The organism is Haloarcula sp. K1 (assembly GCF_001647155.1).
Lineage (GTDB): Archaea > Halobacteriota > Halobacteria > Halobacteriales > Haloarculaceae > Haloarcula > Haloarcula hispanica.
The window spans coordinates 121,695-137,076 of the sequence record NZ_LRHL01000034.1 but is presented as its reverse complement, the minus strand read 5'-3'; the positions used below and the strand labels follow the sequence as shown (position 1 = coordinate 137,076).

The following is a 15,382-nucleotide window of genomic DNA, read 5'->3' as shown; positions in this document are numbered from 1 at the left end:
GTGCCAGTAGCCGATTCGGTGACGGTCCGTAACACCGTCGCCTACGCCATTGAACAGGCCGAATCGGCGGCCAGAGAGGGACAGCAACAGGTATCCCTGCATCTCGTCGCCGTCGCAAGCACGCGCGCCGTCGACCCCGACGCGCAGACGGAACTCGGCCAGGCCAAAGACCTGCTCGACCGCATCGAGGTCTGGCTCGACGAGGATCTGGGTGCTGACCCACCGTCGAACCTCGACGTGGAACTGGGCGTCATCGGTGCCGACCGCTACCTGTTCAGCCCCGGCGATTACGCCGACGTCATACTGGCCTACGCCGACGAACACAGCATCGAACGGGTCGTCCTCGATCCGGAGTTCAACCCGGGCGGCACGACGCCGATGCTCCGGCCGCTCGAAGTCGAACTCGTCCGGGGCGATATCGACGTCGAGACCGCACCCGTCGAGCGGCCGGCACGGTCGACCGCGCTCGCTCGCGCCGCGACACTCCCGAAGTATCTCACCATTTTCGGGGCGTCCTACCTGTTTTATCTGCTGTTGAGTTCGTACAAACCGCTGGATTTCCTCACTGGCGCGATAACGGCGACTATCGTCACTGCATTGCTTGCGCCGATCGCGTTCAGTCGCCAGCCGTCGCTGACACGGGTTCCGGGGCAGTTCGCCCGGATGGCCCTCTACATCCCGTACCTCCTCAAAGAGATCGCGGTTGCGAACCTCGAAATCGCCTACGTCGTCTTGCACCCGTCGCTGCCAATCGACCCCGAGATGGTCGAACTGGAGGCGGCCATCTGGGGAGACGGACCGGTGACGACGCTGGCAAACAGCATCACGCTGACGCCCGGGACGCTCACCGTCAGCGTCTCCGAACAGGCGTTCGATATCCACTCGCTCACAGGGAGTGCGCGCGAAGACCTGTTCGACGGCGGCCTCGAACGGGCCGTCCGGTTCGTCTTCTACGGCCGGGAGGCCGCAGCGATTCCCTCGCCGCGCGAACGGGGGCAGGGGGACGGCGACGGCACAATCGAGAGCGACATCGACGACCCGGAGGTGGCAGACGATGATTGAGTTCGAGGCGGCGCTGCTGGCGATCGCCAGCGCGTTCGTCCTGTTCGCTATCGTGTCGCTGTACCGCGTGTTCGCGGGGCCGACGGACCACGACAGAGTCATCGCGGTCAACGTGATGGGGACGAACACCGTCATCGCTATCGCGCTCGTCTCCGGCGCGCTCGATAAGCCGCTGTTCCTCGATATCGCGCTCGTGTACGCCCTGTTGAACTTCCTGCTCTCGATAGCGTTCTCGAAGTTCAACGTCGAACACGGGGGTGTGCTATGACGCCGCTGGAGTGGGGGATCGTCGTACTCGCACTGGTCGGTGCGTTCTTCGGTGGCGTCGCCTCGGTCGGCATCGTCAGACTGCCGGACGTGTACACTCGGACGCACGCGGCCTCGAAGAGCGATACGCTGGGTGCCGTCCTCGCTATCGGGGCCGCCGCGCTCGCGATTCAGACCGACCTCGCGACGATCAAAGCCGTCTTCCTGCTGGTGTTTATGTTTCTGACGAACCCCACCGCCGCCCACGCCGTCGCCCGGGCGGCACAGGACCAGGGTATCGAGCCGTGGACTGCCGGCGATGAGGAGGGCGAGTCATGACGCTCTCACTTATCGAGGGAGTGTTACTGGTGTTCGTGCTGTGCTGTGCTATCGGCGCGGCCGTACTCCGTGACGTGCTGGCGTCGCTGATGGCGTTTGCCGCCTACAGCCTCGGCATCTCCATTATCTGGGTGATGCTCGAGGCCCCTGACGTGGGGCTGACCGAAGCGGCTGTCGGGGCCGGCATCATGACGATCCTGTTCATCCTGGCGCTGGCAAACACCGTTCGGCCACAGGAGAACGGCCTGTTCGAGTCGATCAGCGTCCCGACCGTCGTCCTGGTCGGTGCGTTCGTCGTCGTCATGATCGCGACGGTCCCGTCGCTGCCTGCCGTTGGGGCGGAGGGCGCGGCAAACCCCGTCGTCAGCGGCGAGGTAACACAGCACTACATCGACAACGCATACGCGGACACGGAGGTCCACAACGCGGTAACGGCCGTGCTCGCGGCCTACCGTGGATTCGACACGCTTGGTGAGGCGGTCGTAGTCTTTTCCGCCGGCGTGGCGGCACTGACCGTCCTCAGACAGGAGGTGTTCGCATGAGTAGCGACGAGCGAACCGGGCTCTATGTCGAGAGCACGATCATCATGACGACGGTCCGCGTGGTGTCGCCATTCGTCCTCACCTTCGCGCTGTTCGTGATGTTCCACGGCGCGAACTCCCCCGGCGGGGGATTCCAGGGCGGGGTCATCGCCGGGTCGGTCGTGATGATGCTCGCCTTCGCCTACGGCATCGATGCGGCCCGGGACTGGCTCGACGTCCGCGTCGTCGCCGCGCTCGCGTCCGGCGGCGTGCTCACGTTCGCAGCAATCGGTCTGGGAACGATGCTCCTGGGCGGGAACTTCCTCGAATACCACCTGTACGAACAGTTCATCTCGCATGTGGTCGCCTACGCCATCGAGCTCGTCGAACTGGCCATCGGTGGTATCGTCGCCAGCGTTGCCATCGGCCTCTTTTTCCTGCTCGCGGCCGGGTTCGGCCACGCCGTCGACTCACCGGAGGATGAGAGCTAATGTTTGAACTGCTGAACTCACACTACAACTACTTCGCGGTGATGCTCCTGCTGGGTATCGGCCTCTACATGCTCATCGAGTCCCAGAACCTCGTGAAGAAGGTCATCGGCATGAACATCTTCCAGACGGGCATCTTCCTGTTTTTCATCACGCTCGCGTTCCGGGCCGGCGGGGATCCGCCGATAATCAAGGAGGGTGGCGGCCCCTACGTGAGCCCGCTGCCACACGTCCTCATCCTGACCGCTATCGTCGTCGGGGTGAGCCTGACCGCCGTGGCACTGGCGCTTATCATCCGCATCTACACCGAGTACGGGACGCTGGACGAAGATAAACTCAAACAGCTCTACTATGATTGAACAACTCCCTGTGTTACTGGTGGTCCTGCCGATTATCGGCGGCGCGGTGCCGCTGGTCGCCAGCCTCGTGAGCGACCGGGCAGGGTGGCCAGTCGCGACGCTGACGCTCGTCGGCCAGGCCGGTCTGGCCGGCCTGCTGGCGTGGACCGTCAGTACGAGCGGGACCGTTTCCTACGCGGTCGGTGGTTTCGCCGCCCCGTACGGCATCGAACTCGTCGTCGACGGGCTCTCGGGGGCCGTCGCCCTGCTCGTGGCCGTCGTGTCACTGGGCGTGCTCGCGTACGCCCGACAGGCCGGCCCGCACTCGAACGCCTTCTACGGCCTGTACCTGCTGCTGGTCGCCGGCCTGACGGGGATGACCGTCACCGGCGACGTGTTCAATCTCTACGTGTTCCTCGAAATCACGGGGCTTGCAGCGTACGGCCTCGTAGCCAGTGGCCGGGACGCGAGCGCCGCCGTCGCGGCGCTGAAGTACCTCATCATCGGGACCGTCGGGGCCTCGCTGTATCTGCTCGGCGTTGGCTACCTGCTCGCGGCGACGGGGACGCTCAACATGGCCGATCTGGCGAGCAAACTCGGGGAGATGGCGGCCTACGACTCGACGCTCGTCCTGACCGCGTTCGGGCTGATGATCGGCGGGCTGACGGTGAAAGTCGCCCTGTTCCCGCTGCACACCTGGCAGCCAGACGCGTACGCGAACGCGCCGGACACCGTGAGCGCGTTCATCTCGGCGCTCGTCTCGACGGTTTCGGCGTACGCGCTCGCTCGCCTGCTGTTTTCCGTGTTCACCGTTGAGTTCCTGACGGCCGTGCCCGTCGCTCGCTGGGCACTGGTCGGCCTGGCCTGCGTGAGCATCATCGCGGGGAGCGCACTCGCCGTCTCACAGGACAGCGTCCAGCGGATGCTCGCGTACTCTTCGGTGTCGCAGTTCGGCCTCGTCGTCGCCGGATTCGCCATCGCGACCCCGCTGGCCGTCGTCGGCGCGACCGTCCACCTGCTCGGCCACGCAGTGATGAAAGGCGGGCTGTTCGCGGCAACGGGGGTCATCGAGCGTAAGACGGGCGCGACGACGGTGAACGGCTACGCCGGGATGGGGAGCCGCGTCCCGATTTCGGCGTTTTGCTTCGCCGTGCTCTCGCTGGCGATGGTCGGCGTGCCGCCGGCGGTCGGTTTCGTCGGCAAGTGGTACATCGTCCTCGGCGCGGTCAACGCCGAGAACTGGCCCGTCGTGGCCGTGTTACTCGCGAGTACCCTGCTGACGCTCGCGTACTTCGCCCGCCTCGTCGAGCGGCTCTACTTCGCCGAGGCGACCATCCACTCGGAGGAGACACCTGCTGAGGCTCCCGTGACGGACGGGAGCGGACAGGCGGTCTCGTTCGGGATGATCGCCGTCGTCGTCATCGCGGCCGCACTCGCGGTCGCGCTGACCGCAGCCGTACCGGAGTTACAAGCAATGCTTGAGGACACACTTCCACCCCTTCTAAACCAATGACTGATTCGCTACGCCCAATCCTGGCAATCCTCGTCTCGGCGGTGGCCATCCCCGCGATTCTCTCGCTCAAGGGCCGACCAAACGTACGGGAGGGGGTGACCCTATTCGTCGCGTTCGCGAAGTTCGGGATCATTGCGAGCATGGTCCCTGGCGTCCTGAGCGGGACAGAGTACGAGTTCGCAATCGGACAGTTCGCCACTGGAATCGAACTGGCGTTCAGCGTCGACCCGCTCGGGTTGCTGTTTGGCCTGCTCGCGAGTCTGCTGTGGATCGTCACGAGCTTCTACAGCATCGGCTACATGCGCGGGCTGAACGAACACGCCCAGACCCGATACTTCGCCTCCTTCGCCGCCAGCCTCGCGTCGGCTATCGGCGTCGCCTTCGCGTCGAACCTGCTGACGCTGTTCGTCTGTTACGAACTGCTGACGGTGTCGACGTACCCGCTCGTCACCCACGACGAGACGGAGGAGGCCCGCGCCGCCGGCCGGAAGTACCTCGCGTACACCTTCGGCGGCGGCGTCGCTGTGCTAGGCGGGACCGTCCTCGTGTTCGTCCTCGCCGGGACGACCGCATTCACGCCCGGCGGTATCGAAGCGCTCGCGACGGCCGACCCGACGTTAGCGCGGGCGGCCTTCGCCCTGCTTGCGGCCGGTTTCGGCGTCAAGGCCGCACTGATGCCGATGCACTCCTGGCTCCCGGATGCGATGGTCGCGCCGACGCCGGTGTCCGGACTGTTGCACGCCGTCGCCGTCGTCAAAAGCGGCGTGTTCGGTATCGCCAGGGTCGTCCTCGACGTGTACGGAACCGGAACGATGGAGCAACTCGGCGTCGGCCTCCCGCTCGCCGCGATTGCGGCCTTTACCCTCCTGACAGCGAGTATCATCGCGCTCAGACAGGACAACCTCAAGCGGCGGCTGGCGTACTCGACGATAAGCCAGCTCTCCTATATCGTACTGGGACTGGGTCTACTCCACGGACAGGCGCTGACCGGCGGCCTGCTCCACATCCCCGCCCACGCGTTCATGAAGCTCACCCTGTTCTTCTGTGCCGGCGCGATCCACGTCGAGACCCACACCGACGACATCAGCGACATGGCCGGCATCGGGAAGCGGATGCCGCTGACGATGGCCGCCTTCGCCGTCGCTGCGGCCGGGATGGCCGGGATTCCGCTGGTCGCCGGGTTCGTCAGCAAGTGGTATCTCGTCATCGGCGCGCTGAGTCTCGATGGCGGGCTCGTATTCGCCGCCGCGTTGCTGGTCTCCGGCGTGCTCAACATCGCGTACTTCTGGCCCATCGTCTACCAGGCGTACTTCGAGTCGCCGGAGAGCCACGACGAGAAGCCGCTCATCGGGGGACCACTTGGCGGACGAGACGAGGTTCGGGCCGACGGCGGTGAGGACCACGAATCGGGCGCTGCCGACGGTCACTCCGACGAGGGCGATGTTCCGGACCCACAGCACGTCGACCATCTCGGCAAGCACCACGAAGAACACGAACACCACGGCGGCCCGCCCGCGGACGGCTGGGACGACCGCGGCTGGCGTGGCGGCGAGAGTACGTGGTTTATGCTCGGGCCGATACTCACCGCAGCCACGCTGTCGCTCCTGCTGGGGACGGTGCCACACACGGCGATCTTCCTGCAAATCGTCGATACTATCGTCGAGAATCTCCCGGGGGTGGTCGTCTAATGTCGATGCTGACGACGGTTCCGCCGGTGGTCATACTGCTCGCGCTGGCAATCGTCGTGTCCCGACTCCCGCGGCGGGCCGGGCACGCCGTCGGTGCGCTCGTCCCGGCGCTGGCGGTGCCATGGGCAGTCGTGGTCCCTGAGGGTGCACACCTCCATGTAGACAGCTTCCTTGGCTTTGAGGCCGTCCTCCTGAACGTCGACCCGTTCTCCCGGCTGATGGGCATCATCTTCGGCCTCATCGCCGCGGTCGCCGTGCTCTACTCCTACGCCAGTGAGGCCGACACCACACAGACGGCGTTCGCGCTTTCGTATGTTGCGACGAGCTTCGGGGCCGTGTTCGCCGGCGACTGGCTCACACTCATCTTCTTCTGGGAGCTGATGGCCGTCACCAGCACGCTGCTGGTGTGGCACTACGGCGGCAAGGCAGTCCGGGCCGGCTTCCGGTACGCACTGCTGCACGGCCTGGGCGGCACGCTGTTGATGGCCGCCATCCTCCGGCACTACGTCGAGGTGGAGACGTTCCTGTTCGCGTCGGTGCCGGGCGGCCCGGAGACGGCCGGCATCACGTCCGGGCTGGCCGCCGCGCTGGCCGCGATCGGTATCGGCGTCAACGTCGGCTTCATCGGCCTGCATGCGTGGCTACCCGACACCTATCCGCGCCCGCACATCGCCGCCAGCGTCTTCCTTTGCGTGTTCACGACAAAGACCGGCGTCTACGGGATGTACCGCGCGTTCCCCAACGGCCACGAAGCCATCGCGTACATGGGCGGCGGGATGGCTATCTTCGGCGCGCTGTTCGCACTGTTCCAGAACGACATGCGGCGGCTCCTCTCCTATCACATCCAGTCCCAGGTCGGGTACATGGTCGCCGGCGTCGGTATCGGCTCGCCGCTCGCTCAGGCCGGTGCGTTCGCGCACGTATTCAACCACATCCTCTACAAGGGGCTGCTGTTCATGACCGCCGGTGTCGTCATCTACCGGACCGGTACGGAGAGCCTGAAGAAACTCGGCGGCCTCTGGCGAGAGATGCCCATCACCGCTGGGGCGTTCTCCGTCGCTGCGCTGTCTATCGCCGGCTTCCCCGGCTTCAACGGGTTCGTCAGCAAGGGCATCATCATCTCTGGAAGCCACTACACCTTCGGCAAGGGACCGCTCCCGCTCGGAGAGTTCTATACGCTCGAGTGGATGCTGCTGCTGGGCGGCGTCGGTACGTTCATGTCGTTCATCAAGTTCGGCTACTACGCGTTCTTCCACGGCGAATACGACGGCAGCGTGCCGGACGCGAACCGCGGCCAAAGCATCGCCATGGTGTCCGTAGCCGCGCTCTGTATCATCTACGGTGTGTACGACACAGCCCTGTTCACCATTCTTCCGTTCGACGTGACGAGCGGGGCCGTCGTCGACCACGTCTACGAGACCTACACCATTCCCCATCTCATTGAGGGAGTCGCGCTCGCTGTCCTCGGACTGGTCGGCTTCGCGGTGACAAAGAAGCCCCTCTCGAAGCTCGGCCGCGTCCCGGACGTCGATTCGCTGTACAACCCCGCCGTCTTCTATGGCTCCCGCGGCCTCGTCGTCGGCGTGACCGAACTGTACGCCGCCGTCGACCGTGCAGTGGTCCGTGCGACGGGCATCATCACGCGAACAGTGACTTCCCCGAACGACGTGGTTGCACGGCTTCGTGACGACGACAGCCTCGCACATCCGATGCGGGCCGGTATCGGACTCAGCATCCTCATCCTCGCAGTCTTCGTTACGGTGGCACTGCTGGCCCTTTCATGATGTTCTAAAAACATATTCTGTGATAATTGCGGGTTCAATCGGAAATAACTGGGTTCAAACACCCCAAAATAGTTGTTAGCAGAGGAAGTGATTACAGTCTCTGATAATACAGGTGCAGACTTATATATCTCCATAGCCACGATTCGATAAGCACGGCATAACAGGGGAACCTGTTGATGCGTGCGGACATAACCATGGAACTCAAACGATTCTTCAACGACGACGATGCTGTGTCGCCGGTCATCGGGGTCATCCTGATGGTCGCAATCACGGTCATCCTCGCGGCCGTTATCGCAACATTCGTCCTCGGTCTGGGCGATCAGGTCAGCAACACGGCACCGCAAGCTAGCTTTAGTACAGATTACGACTCAGACAAGGGCGAAGTTACGGTAACCCACGACGGTGGTGATTCGATCAAGGCAAGCAATCTCTACTTCAGAGGAAGTGGGTTCAACTCCGGCGCTGCTGCTACTAATGAAATCGATAGCAATAACGAGCAGTGGCCGAGTGCCAACGCCAGCAGTAACAGCAAAGTTGTTGCAGGAGACAGAGTCGCTGTCATGGTATCTGGCGATAGCTACGACTTCAGCGTCGTCTACGAGTCGGCTACCGGCGACAACTCCGCAACGCTCGCCACTGCATCCGGACCTGACGCATAAGCTCGCGATATATCGTTTTTTCCGGCAGTGAAATCCGTGAGTTTATAACTGATGAACACTCTGAGTTTGGCTGTATTCCCTGCGATGGGTGGTGGGGAACTGGAGAATATGATATGAGTAAGCAGGTAGAACGGTCGGAGTCTGCGACAGATAATGACCTTTCCAAAGGAGAGATATTCGACGTCCTGCAGAACGAACGGCGTCGCTACACGTTGCAGTATCTACGGGAACACGACGGGCCAGTACAGCTCGGTGACCTCGCGTCACACGTCGCCGCACAGGAGTACGACTGCCCGAACACCGAAGTCACGAGCGCGCAACGGAAGCGCGTCTACACCACGTTACAGCAGTCTCATCTCCCGCGGATGGATGAGACGGGTATCATCGACTACGACGATGAAAACGGGACGATCTCCAAGACTGCACACACGGAGGAACTCACCGTCTATCTCGAAATCGTGCCGGGAAGCGAGTTCCCTTGGCGCGAGTACTACCTCTCGCTCGGCGCGGTCAGTCTGGCAGTCGTGACGATCCTCTGGGTCGGCGTCTATCCATTCACGGCAATTCCGCCGCTGGTCTGGGCCACGCTGATCGCGGTCGTACTCAGCGTCTCCGCGGGCTATCACACCTACGCCGGTCGTGAGATGACACTGACCGAGTATGTGGCCCAGGAAGCCGAGTCCGACAACTAAACTCCTGTTTGTTTCACGGCTTGCGCTGTTTCGTTTGTCTCAGTTACCGCTGAACTATCCGCGCACCGCCATATCGATTTCGGCGGTACAGCCAGCCTTGAAGGCTTTCAAGGCGACGTTGAACGGCTAAAACGTGTTGTGAGTATAAGTGGGCACATCTCATGTGATTGAGTCAGCACACCCCGCGAGCCGGTAAGGAAATCCTTCGATGTATAGGGGGTTCCTACTCGGGTCACACTCGCGGTGTGCGTCGAACAAACCATGGATATCAAACAACTCATCCACGACGACGACGCAGTGTCGCCGGTCATCGGGGTCATCCTGATGGTCGCAATCACGGTCATTCTGGCCGCAGTAATCGCCTCCTTTGTGCTTGGTCTCGGTGACCAGGCACAGCAGGCAACGCCGCAGGCTAGCTTCTCGTGGGACTTTGATGAGAGTACAGGAGCCGATGGCTACGGTGTTGTGACAATAACTCATGACGGAGGAGATACGATCAATGGAGATGAACTCTATGTACGTGGAGAAGGAATCACAGATGCCTCTTCACCAGGAGCAGACATCTCCGACTCTGATAAATATGATCTTGACGCGGACACTCCTAACGACCCAACCTTCGGGAACAGCAATACCATAGGTGCAACCGAAGTTTCAGCGGGAACTTCAATGAATGTCGCTGTGACGGACGCTTATGACCTAAGAGTGGTCTACGAGACTGCAGAAGGCGACTCCTCTGCAACACTCGCACAAGACTCTGGTCCGCAGGCGTAATTTATTCCGACTTTTTGATTTTTATAATCGACGAGCAACAGCACTCTCTCCACGATACTTTTATTGCCAGATATCTAGTGACTGGTAACAATGGAAAGAACGCGGGCTGTTGTCACCAGTGTGATAGCCATTATACTCGGTGTCACACTCCTTTCCGGCCCGCTGGTCCCCGGCGTCACGCTGGCATCCGAGCCAGAGTCGGTCGCACTCGAATCTGGCAATGTCACGGTTTCCACAGTTGAAATGCCGGACGAAGTAACGATTGAGAAAGGGTCCTACGGCGCGGCAAGCTACTACCTCGATGCACCGCCGGTCCGCATACAGTTCGCGAATCGGACCGGGCGGCCGACACTCGTCTACGAACTCACAATCGAGGAACTGGGGTACACGCGGACGACGAATCACTTCTTGGACGACTCAGCCGGTGATACCTACGACCTGACGCTGGCGTCGGACACGTTCACTGACGGGGAGATAGAGCGCGAACAGTACAACGGAACAGTGACTGTGAGCAAGCGCGACGGAGCGGGCCACGGCGTGGTGGCGACGCGCAACGTCACGATATCGGTGGTCGAATGACGGCGGCGGAGTTCGTCGGGCGTCTCCGACAGCGAACACCCGCGCTGTCGAACACCCGCGAGACGGCGTATTCGGTGCTGTTTGGCGACCGACTCGGCCTGAGCGTGTTTCTCGCGACGGTCGTGCTGTTCGGGCTACTGTGGCGGACAGCGTTCCTGATAAACGATTCATACACGCTGGCGAATGGGCTGTACAGCCTCTCGAACGGACAGCTAGCGATGACTGAAGCGGCCTACGGCCCCGGACTAGAAACGCCGGGGGCGAGCAGATACGGCGGTCAGTGGTACGCGCGCAACTACGGCGTCATTGTCCTCTCGCTCCCGCTGGTATTTGTCCTTGACCTGCTTGCCGCCGTCGTCGAACTCCGCATTGCGCTGGTCGCACTCTGGTCGCTCGCGCTGCTGGCACTGGTGGTCCAGTGCAGTCACTACACCGACGGCGACTGGGTCCTCTACAGCGGTACCGTTGCCGTGCTGGGACTGTTCGGACTGAACGTCGCGCTGGCACAGCCACTCGACGCCGGCCGAACCCATCTGTACGCGCTGCAACTGACGCATCTCCTCATCGCGGCGTTTACGCCGGTGGTTTTCTATCGGCTTCTCAGTCGGATGCACACACGCCGGCTGGGGCTCCTGAGCGCCGTGGTGCTCACAGCCGGGACACCGCTGGCCTTCTGGGCGACGGTGCCAAAGCGCCACGCTGTCACCGGGACGGTGGTCGTCTGCATCGCGTACTGCCTCTATCGGAGCCGCGAGCCAGCAGACGGGGCAGTTATCACGCAGCGACAGACGTTCCGTTCGCTGGCCTACGCACTTGTGGGACTGTACGCGTGGGTCCACGCTCCGGAAGCGCTCCTGCTCTGTGTCGCCCTGGCACTGGTCGATATCCCGACAGCCCCGGACAACAGCCCACGAACGCTTGCTCGTATCGGCATCGTCTTCGCCCTCTCCCTGCTGCCGTTCATCCTCACTAATATCGCCATCTCCGGGTCGCCGATCAAACCCCCGAGGTTGATCTCCGGTGGCGGCTCCCTCGGGGGAGACGGAACAGGCGGCACGAGCGGCGGTGGCAGCAACAGCGGGTCCGGTGGATTGCTCACGCCGCTGGCACCCTTGCTCGGGACTGTGGAAAGCGGGGTGCGGCCACTGCTGCTGCTTGGCGGCGAACTCGTGTCGGGATTCAAAACACTCCAGCAGCAACCAGATGACGTGTATCACGCGTTCGTGCGGTCGGGAAGCGCGGGCAGTGCGCTCGACAACACCGGTGAGGAATCCGTCAATCTCTCATTGCTCGAATCCGCACCGGTCCTCGTTGCTATGCTCGGCGCGCTTCCAGTCCTCCGACGGCTGCGTTTGCCCTCGTCGATGGCCGACCGAACGCTCAGCGCCGACCGTGTCGTGGACGCGTTCGCCATAACGGCGTTCGTCGGCGTCGTCCTGCTGTACAACAGCCGCTTGCCGCTGCACGCGCAGGTGACTGCCCGGTATCTGTTCCCGCTCTATCCACTCGGTGTGTATCTGTTCGTGCGGCTCCCAGCGGTCCGCAAGAGCCTCGCGGATCACTGGGACGTGTTCCTCTGGACAGTTGCGGGGACAGTGTTGATCGGCGGGCAGGTGACCGTGGTGTTCGTCGCGCTGACGGTGAACGGCATCGGCGAAGCGTTCCAGTTGCACGCGCTGCTCGCGCTTGGAATCGCTATTCCACTCGGTATCTGGGCACTGTGTGGTCGCTCCGAAGACCGAGCCGGGCAGACCGGAGCAGTGCTTCTCGGTGCCGCAACGGGCGTTGCGACGGTGTTTCTACTCCTGACCACCGTCGAGTACTACGCACTGGGTGATTCGCACCTCCTGCCGATGATGCGAGCGCTCGGTGAGTTGCTGGCACTCTACTGAGTCGGTGACGGAGAATTTTAGTACGGGCTTGTAGTACCGACGGCATGGACCGACTCAAGAAGTCCCTACTCGAAGCGCCAATTATCGAGAAGGAAGGCTATCACTACTTCGTCCACCCCATCAGCGACGGGGTCCCGATGCTTCGACCGGAACTTCTGCGCGAAATCGTCATCAAGATCATTCGGAAGGCAGAACTCGACGACGTCGACAAGATCGTCACACCGGCGGCGATGGGTATCCACATCTCCACAGCCGTCTCGCTGATGACCGACATCCCACTCGTCGTCGTCCGCAAGCGCCAGTACGGACTCGACGGCGAGGTATCGCTGTCTCAGGTGACCGGCTACTCCGAGAGCGAGATGTACGTCAACGACGTGTACGAGGGCGACCAAGTGCTCGTCCTCGACGACGTGCTCTCGACCGGTGGGACGCTGGCCGGACTCACGGGCGCGCTCGAAGACATCGGCGCGGACATCCGCGACATCGTCTGTGTCATCAAGAAAGCCGACGGGACGAACAAGCTCGACGAGGCGGGGTACGACGCCAAGACGCTGATCAACGTTCAGGTCATCGACGGCGAGGTCACCATCGTCGACGAGCACGGCGACGACTAGGGCGGCTGTTAATACGGTTCCTGTAGCGATTTGGAAGCGGGCCGCCAGTAGTTACCAGTAGCCTTACAAAATGCTGGACCGACACTAGCTGTTGTGTCTCCCTCCATTCGATCCCTTGCAGGGGATTTCGCCGCCCTGTTCAGTTCGCTTGTGTTGCTTGGGCCACTGGCGCTCGCATTGCTCGTCGGCGCGAGCAGAATCACCACCCATCTAACAGGAGTCGTGGTTCCGGACCCGATTGGAACCATCGGCTTCAGCGTGGCCGCACTGCTGGCACTCTGGCTGGCGCTGGAGGGGGCGATGGTACAGCGACACGGGCTCGCTACGCTGGACCGCGGCGGTTCACTTCAACGTGCTGCCCGGTATCTGTTAGTCACCGTCACGACACTCGCCGGACTTATCGTCTCTGTCGGGTTTGTAGCGCTGTCGCTCCCGTGGGCATTCGAGACGCAGAACACGGCTGCACAGGTCCTTGGCGTGCTGCTCGTCGCGGCGTTGGTCGCCACGCTGTACCGAACACTCACAGCGGCCGGAGAAGGGTACAGCAGGGAGCAATAGCGGTGAACAGGCTGAAAGCAGTCTGCAGCGCGAGAACATTGGACGGTAGATTTGAACAACGCGACCACCTCGCTATCGCTCGGTGTTCTCTCGGTCAAATCTACTGGACTTCTCCAGTCGCTCACGGATTTGTGAGCGACAGAATATAGCGGGAGGTAGATTTGAACTACCGATCTGCGGGTTATGAGCCCGCCGGAATCTCCTGGCTATCCCATCCCGCTACCTTCTCGTAGTCCGGTCCCCTCATTAAGGGTTGTGATTCGAGTGCCGTCCGTGAGTTAGTAACGCGCTATTCTCACTCGTCCGCGTGGACCTGCCAGGTGAAGATGCTCTCGGCGACGTAGTTGACCAGCATCGCGACTCCAATCGCGAGCGGGCTCGCAGCGATAAACCACAGGTCAGTTCCGGCGACGACGAGTTCAACCGTCAGCCACTGCGTAAGCAGCCAGTAGACGGCGAGCTGTACCGCGACGCCGCCGGACCGGACCAGATGGGATTTCCCGAGCCGTTTGGCGAACGAACGGCGGCCGGTGTCACCCTGGCCGGCGAACGTCCAGTGTTCATTAACGAGAAACATCACCAGAATGGCCGTCTCGACGCCGGCGGCTTTGGCCCACATATCGCTGACGCCGAACGCCAGGCCAAGTACGGCGAGGACCGTGTTGTCGCTGATCGCGCCGACGACACCGACGGAGACGAACTGGCCGAACCGGACGCCCGACACGAGTGACTCGAACCGGTCGGGAACGACGCGGCGAACCTGCTGTTCGATGTCCATCATCGGTCTTTCTCGACAAGGGCAGTTGGTTCGTCGAGGTGATCGGCCAGAGCCGTGTGGAAGCGATCATCGCGCAGTTGCTTCGACCGGTGGCGGGCTGTCAACAGTGCCTCAAGCAGGTCTATCGACGTCCGTATCGGAGACACCGTCGAGCCGGGCTTGTCCTCCCACTCGATTGGGACCTCTTCGATAGACAGGTCCAGCGCCGCGGTGATAGCTATCAGTTCGACATCCCACGCGAAGCCGGGCTCGTACAGATGGTCACGGACGCGCTCCCAGGCGGCTGCGTCGATGGCTTTCGCACCGCACTGATAGTCGTACAGCCGCGCGTCGAGCAACCGGCCGGCGAGCCACGCAAAGCCGTCGCCGAGGAACCGCCGGGCGAACGTTTGATGGGTAGCGACCGTCGCGTCTGGGTGACGGCGGGAGCCAACAGCGAGGTCCGTTCGGCCGTCGGTGACCGGGTCCAGTATCCGTTCGAGCGAGCGGACCGGTGTCGACCCATCGGCGTCGACGAAGGCCAACACGTCGGTCTCCAGTCGCTCGAACCCGGCGGTGATCGCTGCGCCCTTCCCGCGACGGTAGGGCACAGTGTGGACCGCTGCCGGGAGCGAACGGAGCTGTGCAGGGACGCCGTCTCGTGGCGCATCGAGTTCGACGACAATAGTCCGCGGATTGAGGGCATCGTTGATAGCGGCGATATAGGTCCCGAGCTGGTCCATGTCGGGACGGTAGGCTGGGAGGACAACCCCAACGGTCGGCGACATTGCCGAGTAATCGGACAGGCGGAAGTAAAAACAGTTCGAAGCTACCGGTCCCTAATCAGGTCATAAGTCCGGGAGCAACGAAAAAGCGTATAG

Annotated in this window: 18 protein-coding genes and 1 tRNA gene; 16 read left to right on the top strand and 3 right to left on the bottom strand. The window is 62.4% G+C overall.

What is annotated here, in order from left to right; translation table 11 throughout:
- Positions 1 to 18 precede the first annotated feature (18 nt).
- The 16 genes from AV929_RS11315 (at position 19) to AV929_RS11240 (ending at position 13,744) form a co-directional block, all read left to right on the top strand.
- On the top strand, positions 19 to 1,062 hold the full coding sequence (locus AV929_RS11315) for a monovalent cation/H+ antiporter subunit E (protein WP_064288400.1): 1,044 nt from the start codon (positions 19 to 21) through the stop codon (positions 1,060 to 1,062).
- On the top strand, positions 1,055 to 1,330 hold the full coding sequence (locus tag AV929_RS11310; protein WP_005535719.1) for a cation:proton antiporter: 276 nt from the start codon (positions 1,055 to 1,057) through the stop codon (positions 1,328 to 1,330). Before AV929_RS11315 ends, AV929_RS11310 begins: the two co-directional genes overlap by 8 nt.
- Positions 1,327 to 1,647 carry a monovalent cation/H(+) antiporter subunit G gene (gene mnhG, locus AV929_RS11305; RefSeq protein WP_008310505.1) on the top strand — a complete coding sequence of 107 codons (321 nt, stop codon included), beginning with the start codon at positions 1,327 to 1,329 and terminating at the stop codon, positions 1,645 to 1,647. Before AV929_RS11310 ends, mnhG begins: the two co-directional genes overlap by 4 nt.
- On the top strand, positions 1,644 to 2,189 hold the full coding sequence (locus AV929_RS11300; RefSeq protein WP_014039691.1) for a DUF4040 domain-containing protein: 546 nt from the start codon (positions 1,644 to 1,646) through the stop codon (positions 2,187 to 2,189). The genes mnhG and AV929_RS11300 overlap by 4 nt, the downstream gene beginning before the upstream one ends.
- On the top strand, positions 2,186 to 2,659 hold the full coding sequence (locus AV929_RS11295) for a Na(+)/H(+) antiporter subunit B (RefSeq protein ID WP_008310507.1): 474 nt from the start codon (positions 2,186 to 2,188) through the stop codon (positions 2,657 to 2,659). The genes AV929_RS11300 and AV929_RS11295 overlap by 4 nt, the downstream gene beginning before the upstream one ends.
- Positions 2,659 to 3,015 (top strand): cation:proton antiporter subunit C, encoded by a 357-nt coding sequence (locus AV929_RS11290; protein ID WP_014039689.1) that lies wholly within the window; start codon positions 2,659 to 2,661, stop codon positions 3,013 to 3,015. Before AV929_RS11295 ends, AV929_RS11290 begins: the two co-directional genes overlap by 1 nt.
- Positions 3,008 to 4,507: a monovalent cation/H+ antiporter subunit D family protein gene (locus AV929_RS11285; RefSeq protein ID WP_058990880.1), complete on the top strand. Its 1,500-nt coding sequence runs from the start codon at positions 3,008 to 3,010 to the stop codon at positions 4,505 to 4,507. Before AV929_RS11290 ends, AV929_RS11285 begins: the two co-directional genes overlap by 8 nt.
- Positions 4,504 to 6,195, top strand: a complete 1,692-nt coding sequence (locus AV929_RS11280) for a proton-conducting transporter membrane subunit (protein ID WP_064288290.1) — start codon at positions 4,504 to 4,506, stop codon at positions 6,193 to 6,195. The genes AV929_RS11285 and AV929_RS11280 overlap by 4 nt, the downstream gene beginning before the upstream one ends.
- A complete protein-coding gene (locus AV929_RS11275; RefSeq protein WP_064288289.1) occupies positions 6,195 to 7,979 on the top strand; it encodes a Na(+)/H(+) antiporter subunit D in 1,785 nt (594 codons plus the stop codon). Before AV929_RS11280 ends, AV929_RS11275 begins: the two co-directional genes overlap by 1 nt.
- Before the next feature lie 194 nt (positions 7,980 to 8,173).
- Complete coding sequence (locus AV929_RS11270) at positions 8,174 to 8,638, top strand: type IV pilin (protein ID WP_064288288.1); 465 nt, start codon at positions 8,174 to 8,176, stop codon at positions 8,636 to 8,638.
- A 113-nt stretch (positions 8,639 to 8,751) separates the two neighbouring features.
- Positions 8,752 to 9,330 (top strand): hypothetical protein, encoded by a 579-nt coding sequence (locus AV929_RS11265; protein WP_064288287.1) that lies wholly within the window; start codon positions 8,752 to 8,754, stop codon positions 9,328 to 9,330.
- A gap of 261 nt (positions 9,331 to 9,591) precedes the next feature.
- Positions 9,592 to 10,101 carry a type IV pilin gene (locus tag AV929_RS11260; RefSeq protein WP_064288399.1) on the top strand — a complete coding sequence of 170 codons (510 nt, stop codon included), beginning with the start codon at positions 9,592 to 9,594 and terminating at the stop codon, positions 10,099 to 10,101.
- Positions 10,102 to 10,191: 90 nt separating this feature from the next.
- Positions 10,192 to 10,680, top strand: coding sequence for a hypothetical protein (locus tag AV929_RS11255; protein WP_064288286.1), 489 nt, complete (start codon positions 10,192 to 10,194; stop codon positions 10,678 to 10,680).
- Positions 10,677 to 12,572, top strand: coding sequence for a hypothetical protein (locus tag AV929_RS11250; protein ID WP_064288285.1), 1,896 nt, complete (start codon positions 10,677 to 10,679; stop codon positions 12,570 to 12,572). The genes AV929_RS11255 and AV929_RS11250 overlap by 4 nt, the downstream gene beginning before the upstream one ends.
- Positions 12,573 to 12,616: 44 nt before the next feature.
- Positions 12,617 to 13,186, top strand: coding sequence for a hypoxanthine/guanine phosphoribosyltransferase (gene hpt / locus AV929_RS11245; protein WP_004518711.1), 570 nt, complete (start codon positions 12,617 to 12,619; stop codon positions 13,184 to 13,186).
- 93 nt (positions 13,187 to 13,279) lie between these two features.
- Positions 13,280 to 13,744, top strand: a complete 465-nt coding sequence (locus tag AV929_RS11240; protein WP_050007425.1) for a hypothetical protein — start codon at positions 13,280 to 13,282, stop codon at positions 13,742 to 13,744.
- Positions 13,745 to 13,890: 146 nt separating this feature from the next.
- Here AV929_RS11240 and AV929_RS11235 read toward each other — a convergent pair.
- The 3 genes from AV929_RS11235 to AV929_RS11225 all read right to left on the bottom strand — a co-directional run bounded on the left by AV929_RS11235 (position 13,891) and on the right by AV929_RS11225 (position 15,289).
- A tRNA-Met gene (locus AV929_RS11235) sits at positions 13,891 to 13,965 on the bottom strand.
- A gap of 74 nt (positions 13,966 to 14,039) precedes the next feature.
- Complete coding sequence (locus AV929_RS11230) at positions 14,040 to 14,522, bottom strand: GtrA family protein (protein ID WP_014039682.1); 483 nt, start codon at positions 14,520 to 14,522, stop codon at positions 14,040 to 14,042.
- On the bottom strand, positions 14,522 to 15,289 hold the full coding sequence (locus AV929_RS11225; RefSeq protein WP_064288284.1) for a glycosyltransferase: 768 nt from the start codon (positions 15,287 to 15,289) through the stop codon (positions 14,522 to 14,524). The genes AV929_RS11230 and AV929_RS11225 overlap by 1 nt, the downstream gene beginning before the upstream one ends.
- Positions 15,290 to 15,382: the final 93 nt, after the last annotated feature.

Excerpts from the sequence above, each read along its gene's own strand:
- AV929_RS11275 (WP_064288289.1), top strand. The coding sequence starts at position 6,195 with ATGTCGATGCTGACGACGGTTCCGCCGGTGGTCATACTGCTCGCGCTG.
- AV929_RS11285 (WP_058990880.1), top strand. The coding sequence starts at position 3,008 with ATGATTGAACAACTCCCTGTGTTACTGGTGGTCCTGCCGATTATCGGC.
- AV929_RS11255 (WP_064288286.1), top strand. The coding sequence starts at position 10,192 with ATGGAAAGAACGCGGGCTGTTGTCACCAGTGTGATAGCCATTATACTC.
- AV929_RS11230 (WP_014039682.1), bottom strand. The coding sequence starts at position 14,522 with ATGGACATCGAACAGCAGGTTCGCCGCGTCGTTCCCGACCGGTTCGAG.
- AV929_RS11225 (WP_064288284.1), bottom strand. The coding sequence starts at position 15,289 with ATGTCGCCGACCGTTGGGGTTGTCCTCCCAGCCTACCGTCCCGACATG.
- hpt (WP_004518711.1), top strand. The coding sequence starts at position 12,617 with ATGGACCGACTCAAGAAGTCCCTACTCGAAGCGCCAATTATCGAGAAG.
- AV929_RS11250 (WP_064288285.1), top strand. The coding sequence starts at position 10,677 with ATGACGGCGGCGGAGTTCGTCGGGCGTCTCCGACAGCGAACACCCGCG.
- mnhG (WP_008310505.1), top strand. The coding sequence starts at position 1,327 with ATGACGCCGCTGGAGTGGGGGATCGTCGTACTCGCACTGGTCGGTGCG.
- AV929_RS11300 (WP_014039691.1), top strand. The coding sequence starts at position 1,644 with ATGACGCTCTCACTTATCGAGGGAGTGTTACTGGTGTTCGTGCTGTGC.
- AV929_RS11295 (WP_008310507.1), top strand. The coding sequence starts at position 2,186 with ATGAGTAGCGACGAGCGAACCGGGCTCTATGTCGAGAGCACGATCATC.
- AV929_RS11260 (WP_064288399.1), top strand. The coding sequence starts at position 9,592 with ATGGATATCAAACAACTCATCCACGACGACGACGCAGTGTCGCCGGTC.
- AV929_RS11265 (WP_064288287.1), top strand. The coding sequence starts at position 8,752 with ATGAGTAAGCAGGTAGAACGGTCGGAGTCTGCGACAGATAATGACCTT.
- AV929_RS11270 (WP_064288288.1), top strand. The coding sequence starts at position 8,174 with ATGGAACTCAAACGATTCTTCAACGACGACGATGCTGTGTCGCCGGTC.
- AV929_RS11280 (WP_064288290.1), top strand. The coding sequence starts at position 4,504 with ATGACTGATTCGCTACGCCCAATCCTGGCAATCCTCGTCTCGGCGGTG.
- AV929_RS11310 (WP_005535719.1), top strand. The coding sequence starts at position 1,055 with ATGATTGAGTTCGAGGCGGCGCTGCTGGCGATCGCCAGCGCGTTCGTC.
- AV929_RS11290 (WP_014039689.1), top strand. The coding sequence starts at position 2,659 with ATGTTTGAACTGCTGAACTCACACTACAACTACTTCGCGGTGATGCTC.